Genomic DNA, 5,143 nt, shown 5'->3' on the forward strand with positions numbered 1-5,143 from the left:
GTTTCTCCGATCTCGCATCGATGACGGAGTTGATGAGTCATACATATTTTTCGCTCTCTGATTCGGGCATAACGTTAGACGGCACTCCGGTCGGCGATGAAATAAGAACGAGAGAGGTATCTCTTCTATCTTCGGACATTGCCAGGTACTCGTATGTCAGGGACTTCCTTACGGAGCAACAAAGAAGTCTTTCAAGACAAGGCAACGTAGTCATGGAAGGCCGTGACATAGGAACAGTGGTTATTCCCGAAGCGGAGTTGAAGATTTTTCTTACTGCCTCGGTGATCGAGAGGGCAAGAAGAAGGCTAGAACAACTCAGATCGAGTGGAATTGCCGCTGATTTAGAGGAGATACTAGCCGAAATCGAAAGCAGAGACCACAACGACTCAACTAGATCAGTTGCACCGCTAAAGCCTGCTGCGGATGCCGTTACGTTAGATACGACGAAGATGGGTATCGAGGAAGTGGTTTCTACCATAGTGACCCTTGCGGAGAAGAGGCAGAAAGTGCACCTTGCGAAATCTGTAGGGTTTTGTTACGGAGTCGACAGGGCAGTCAGAGAAACGATTAAGCTTCTAAAATCAGGAAAAAAAGTTTTCGCGACGGGAGAGATCGTTCACAATGAGAAGGTGATGAACGATCTCAGGGAGCTGGGTCTTGAAGTAATCGAAGACAGACTGTTGAATGAAAAACATGATGGTGTTGCAGTAATAAGGGCTCATGGAGTAGATCCGGCTTCGGAGGAGAAATTACGACACGTTTTCGATGAAGTAATAGACCTTACTTGTCCTATAGTGTACAATGTATTTAGCCTGGCGGTCGATCTCGAGCAGCAAGGCAACTTTGTTGTGGTATATGGCAAGAAGAACCACCCGGAAGTTACGGCTCTTTCGGGTAGGCTCGACAAGTATCTCATTGTGGAACCGGGAGATGACTATAACGAAGTATTGAAAGAGTTTGAAGGTCTTGAACGTGTTGCGATCGTTTCGCAGACTACGATGAGCAACAGCGATTTCAAGGAGTTCGCGGAGTTTATTAAGGAAAAGCTTCGGGGTCGTGTAACCGTTCATAACACTATTTGCAAGGTCACAATCCAGAGAGAATCGGAGGCAGAACGACTTGCAGGCGTAGTTGATACGGTTATTGTGATAGGTGGGAAGAACAGTTCAAATACAAAGAAGCTTGTAAGAATAGTAGAGAGACTCGGTAAAAAGGCGCTTCATGCAACAGATCTATCGGATCTTCCTCAAGGTGATATGGGGAAGGTTGCCCTGATTAGCGGTACATCAACTCCGTACGAACAAATCCAGAAGATACTGGATTACATAGACAAAATGAGGGAGGTAACCAACAATGGAAGAGAAAATGAAACAGCAAGATGAAAACCTGAGCATGGAGGAAATATTTGAACGGATGGATGTTTCCTCGGCAAGGAAAGGAAATAGAAAGGATGCAGAGGTTTTCTCCGTCCAGCCTGATGGACTGATGGTGATTATGGACGGGAAGCTCGATGGGTTCGTTCCTGCGGATCAATTAGTGAATGATCTAGAAGAGTACAACGTTGGAGATAAGATAGAAGTCATGGTCATCAAGACGAACGAAGAGGAAGGAAGAAGCACTGTTTCTGAAAAGAGAGTCCATGCCAGGCAAGCAGTCAGCAAAGTTGAGAAGGCTTACAGAGAAGGCAAAGCCATTGACGGGAAGATAGTTTCGGAGACGAACGCCGGGTACAATGTGCGGCTTTTGAAGACGGTACCCGCATTTCTTCCAGGCTCAGAGTCGGGAATCCGAAAGGGAGATCCGGCTCCAGAAGGAACAATGAAGTTCAAGGTCATAAGATTTAAGAGACAACGAAATGGAATAAACGTAGTAGTTTCGCTAAAAGCATTTCAGGAAGAAGCAATCAATGCCTACTTCAAGACAATCGAAGTCGGCCAGGAACTGGAAGGCAAAGTCGAGTCAATAAAGAATTTCGGCGCCTTCGTGAAGCTAAACGACAATGTAACTGCGCTTATTCCGGCATCTGAAATGAGCTGGGATCCTAGTGTGAGGATAAGCGATCTGCTGAAGCCCGGTGAGACGGTCAGGACAAAGGTAATTGGAATCGATGAAAAAGGGAAGAAGATATCTCTCTCGCTTAAGCAGATGACGGAAGATCCTTGGTCGACCTTGAAGGAAAAATACGAAGTCGATTCTACGGTCGTTGGAACGGTAAAAAACATCACCCCGTTCGGTTTCTTCGTATCGCTTGAGCCCGGAGTGGAAGGATTAGTACACATTTCAGAAGTATTCTGGGGCAACATCAAGAAGGATCTCAAGAGTGTTGTAGAAGTTGGAGACGAGGTCAAAGTGAACATCAAGGAGATAAACGAAGAAAAGCGGACCCTTTCACTCTCTTACAGGGAAGCCCTGGGCGACCCGTGGGAAAACATCGGCGACAAGTACAAAGAGGGAGACGTTCTAAAGGCTAAGACTGCAAAGGTATTGCCTACCGGTGTAATTCTTGAGCTTGAAGAGTACGTATCTGGATTTGTTCCGGTATCTGAGGTCTCGTGGAACTTCGTCGATAGAATCGAGGATGTTGTTAAAGAAGGAGAAGAAATAGAGGTAAAGATACTTTCTATAGATACGGTTAACAGGAGAATGAGGCTGAGCATAAAACAGGCAACTCCCGATCCCTGGGAAAAGGTTTCCGAAGAGCTTTCTGTAGGAGATCAAGTTAGTGGGACCGTGACAAGACTCACGAAGTCTGGAGCAATAATCATGGTCGACTCATACGGTGTTGAGGCCTTCTTGCCCGTTTCGCAGGTATCTCTTGAGCGGACAGAGAATATCGAGGACTCGGTTGAAGTCGGTAAGCATGATCAATTCAAGATAATCCGTTTGGTTTACGACCCGGATAACGACACTCGAAACATGGTTGTGTCGATAAGGCAGCTCATAAAAGATAAAGAAGCGGCCGAGACCGAGAAAGTTCTCAAGGATTTCAACGATAATGGAACCGTCAGTTCCAACAGCCTTGGAGAAATGATTAAGAATCAGCTTGAGGAAGAAGGAGAAAGCCTCTAGTGGCCACCGTCCTGATAATCGGACGACCAAATGTTGGAAAGTCGACTCTATTCAATAGACTTGTTGGTGGTAGGAGAGCTATAGTTGATGACATTCCGGGGGTTACCCGCGACTTCACGGTAGGGAGAGTTAACTGGCAACAGAGAACCTTTCAGCTTGTAGACACATGTGGACTATTTGAGAATCCAGAAAACATTGTTGAAGAAAAGATGAAAGAGGTCACCCTTGAGCTTCTGAATGAGGGCGACCTCATTCTTTTTGTTGTCGATGGAAGAAGCGGGCTTACAAGTGCCGATATCGAACTCGCAGATTACTTGAGAAAGCAGAGACTTGAAGTGATCTTCGTTGCCAACAAGGTTGAGAACCCCGATAACTTTTATTCAAGTATGGGAAACGAGATCTTTTCACTTGGTTTTGGAGATCCCATAAAGGTATCCTCGGCCCACGGTCTTAACATCGATTTGCTTTTCGACGAGATCTTCGATCGATTGACGTCGCTGGGACACTCGATAGAAGTGGAAAGTGGCGAAGAAAGCGATCTGAAAATAGCAATTGTCGGTAAGCCAAACGCGGGAAAGTCCTCTATCTTCAACTGGATAGTCGGCAGTCCAAGAAGCCTTGTGACTGAAGTCTCTGGGACAACCCGAGATACAGTCGACGAGACTGTTGTTGTAGACGGTATACCAATGACCTTCATTGACACTGCAGGAATCAGGAAGAAGTCTAAGGTGAAGGTAATGAATGTTGAATACTACAGCGTAATGAGAGCAATTGACGCTCTGGAGAGATCAGATATCATAATTATGGTAATTGACTCGACGGACGGAGTTGGCAATCAAGACCAGCGTATCGCTGGACTTGCTGAAAAGAACGGTAAGGCGACCATTGCTGTCTTCAGCAAATCGGACCTCGCTGATGAAAGACGCAGGAAGGCATTGCTGCGAACCTTCAAACAGGACCTGTACTTCATAGACTATAGTCCCGTTCTCTTCACCTCAACTGAGACCGGCGAAGGTATGGACGATCTTATCGACAACATTAGGCTTGTAAGTAAGAAGATAGACCTAAGAATTCCGACCGGCCTTCTTAACACTCTCATTCAGAGATACTCGGAGGGAACGCCGGCACCCGGCAAGGGGAAGAAGCGAGGCAAGATATATTACGGTTCTCAGATCTCCACCAGGCCGCCGATAATAATGCTGAATGTAAACGACCCTACGCTCTTTACCGAGCCTTATCTTAGAGGGATTCGAAACACGATTCGGCTTAATTTCGATCCATACGAAGGAACTCCAATCTTCTTGAAACTCAGGAGGAAGAGATGAGGTACGTACTATTTGCTCTTGTTGGATATATTATGGGTTCCATCCCCTTCAGTTTCATAGTACCGCTTGTTAAGGGCGTGAATATTACCAGGGTGGGCAGTGGAAACGTAGGTGGAACAAACGTTCTTAGAAGCATGGGGGGCTATGCCGGTGCCATTGCCATGATTCTGGATGGGGTGAAGGCCTTCATTCCCGTGATAATCGCTAGAGCTGTCTTTGGAGTCTCATTGCCCGAGGGTATGATGATCGGTTTCTTTGCAGCAGTGGGCCACAGCTATTCGGTTTTCCTAAGATTCAGAGGTGGCAAAGCCGTCGCCTGCACAGTGGGGACGCTTTCAGGGACATTACCGTGGTATGTTGCGGTCTTCTTTGGGATATGGATACCGATCGTTCTGCTCACTAAATACGTTTCCCTTGGTTCAGTTCTTGCTCTGGCAATTTTATCTAGCATCCTCTTCCTGACTGAAGGCTACGCCGTAGGTCTTTGGATGCTCGCCTTCTTCGGGCTGTCTCTGTTCAGACACCGGAAGAATGTCGCCGCTCTTCTCAGAGGCGAAGAGAGAAAAACGGATTTGATAGAAGCATTCAAGAGAAAACGCAATTAAATGAAAAACCGATAGACCTCTTCAAAAGTAGGAAGTGATGCCTTTCCGTGCATAGCGATCTGGTGAGGCCGGCATTGCGTCCCGCCGAAGGCGGCACTGTGTCTTACTTCAGCGGTGACTGGCTTTACTCTCGCCTTCTCGTGA

4 protein-coding genes are annotated in these 5,143 nt (G+C 46.6%); all 4 read left to right on the plus strand.

The annotated features are described in order from the left end of the window. On the plus strand, positions 1 to 1,382 hold a 1,382-nt coding region (gene ispH / locus B3N33_RS02430), incomplete at its 5' end, for a 4-hydroxy-3-methylbut-2-enyl diphosphate reductase (RefSeq protein ID WP_292592086.1). Next, positions 1,354 to 3,069, plus strand: a complete 1,716-nt coding sequence (locus B3N33_RS02435) for a S1 RNA-binding domain-containing protein (RefSeq protein WP_292592088.1) — start codon at positions 1,354 to 1,356, stop codon at positions 3,067 to 3,069. The genes ispH and B3N33_RS02435, both read left to right, overlap by 29 nt. Further along, positions 3,069 to 4,394, plus strand: coding sequence for a ribosome biogenesis GTPase Der (der, locus tag B3N33_RS02440; protein ID WP_292592090.1), 1,326 nt, complete (start codon positions 3,069 to 3,071; stop codon positions 4,392 to 4,394). The genes B3N33_RS02435 and der overlap by 1 nt, the downstream gene beginning before the upstream one ends. Further along, positions 4,391 to 4,999, plus strand: a complete 609-nt coding sequence (gene plsY, locus B3N33_RS02445) for a glycerol-3-phosphate 1-O-acyltransferase PlsY (RefSeq protein ID WP_292592092.1) — start codon at positions 4,391 to 4,393, stop codon at positions 4,997 to 4,999. Before der ends, plsY begins: the two co-directional genes overlap by 4 nt. The last annotated feature ends 144 nt before the right edge of the window (positions 5,000 to 5,143 follow it).

Origin of the sequence: Mesotoga sp. UBA5825 (assembly GCF_002432955.1) — a bacterium.
GTDB lineage: Bacteria > Thermotogota > Thermotogae > Petrotogales > Kosmotogaceae > Mesotoga.

Bases quoted from the DNA above. Each gene is read 5' to 3' on its own strand.
- plsY (WP_292592092.1), top strand. From the start codon at position 4,391: ATGAGGTACGTACTATTTGCTCTTGTTGGATATATTATGGGTTCCATC.
- B3N33_RS02435 (WP_292592088.1), top strand. From the start codon at position 1,354: ATGGAAGAGAAAATGAAACAGCAAGATGAAAACCTGAGCATGGAGGAA.